Origin of the sequence: Ilyomonas limi (assembly GCF_005233845.1) — a bacterium.
Classification (GTDB): Bacteria; Bacteroidota; Bacteroidia; order Chitinophagales; family Chitinophagaceae; genus Ilyomonas; species Ilyomonas limi.
Genome location: NZ_SZQL01000068.1, coordinates 1 through 1,126 on the forward strand (window position 1 = coordinate 1; position 1,126 = coordinate 1,126).

Here is a 1,126-nt window from a genome sequence, read left to right on the forward strand (position 1 = left end):
ATACCGGTTATATTTCATAAATAGTCTAATTTATAATATTTTGCCATATGGCAAAGGCAAAAGGAATTAGGGTAAAAGAAACACCTCAGCAATTAAAGCAATTACTCAAACAACAATCAAAAGCAGGCTTGCGCAACCGCATCATTATGCTGCAGCAGATACAAAAAAGCAAGACTGCTTTATCCAAAAATGAATTGGCAGAACTGGCAGGTGTCAATCACAACAGCATACAAAAATGGCGGCGGCTCTATGAGACCGGCGGCATGAGCGCCTTGCTGGAACATAAGCAGGGCGGAAAAAGAAGAGCAGTTATTACTGCCGTTGCGCATACAGCCATTGAAAAAAAGCTGAAAAGCCCTTCCGATGCTTTTGTAAGCTTTGAAGACTTGCGCCGGTGGGTAGATATGCATTTGATACCGGGTATTAAATATGTAACGCTCAATGCCTATGTAAAAAAACATTTCGGCGCCAAGCTGAAAGTTGCCCGTAAAAGCCACATACAAAAAGATATGGCAGCCGCAGAGCAGTTTAAAAAAAACGAAAGATCTCTTTGAAGAAGTATTGCAAACTAAAAAAGCACTTTATAGTTCGTTTGACCTGTATTTTGAAGATGAAAGCCGCTTTGGATTGTTTACCCGCAATGGAAGAGCGCTGACAGCAAGAGGTGTAAAACCCATTTGCCCTTACCTGCATAAATTTGAGAATCTCTATCTCTTCGGTGCTTTCTCCCCTGTTAGCGGCAACAGCCTGCTGCTGGAAATGCCTTACTGCAACAGCGATACCTTCGAGGTGTTCCTAAATCATCTTTCAGCCCTGAACAAAGAAACATTCAATATAGTGGTGCTGGATAATGGCGCTTTTCACAAAGCAAAAAGATTAGTTATACCCGATAATATCGGCTTGCTTTTCCTGCCTGCCTACAGTCCTGAATTAAACCCCGCAGAACAAATCTGGCGCATACTCAAAAAAACAATCTGTAATAAAGTATTTAAAACCCTGGATGAATTATCAGCTCATCTTAGTTCCGTTATTAAAAATATCATTACGCCTGATTCCATAAAATCAATTACAGGATACGACTCTTATTTATCTGCTTATCAGACTATTTATGATCTATAAATGGTAT

At 40.1% G+C, this 1,126-nt stretch carries 2 protein-coding genes; both read left to right on the forward strand.

Annotation, left to right across the window (positions count from 1 at the left end; all coding sequences use genetic code 11):
• The first annotated feature begins 47 nt into the window (after window positions 1–47).
• A complete protein-coding gene (locus FC093_RS23595; RefSeq protein ID WP_137264285.1) occupies window positions 48–554 on the forward strand; it encodes a COG3415 family protein in 507 nt (168 codons plus the stop codon).
• Entirely contained in the window at window positions 481–1,119 is a 639-nt protein-coding gene (locus FC093_RS23600; RefSeq protein ID WP_137264286.1) for an IS630 family transposase, read from the forward strand. Before FC093_RS23595 ends, FC093_RS23600 begins: the two co-directional genes overlap by 74 nt.
• Window positions 1,120–1,126: the final 7 nt, after the last annotated feature.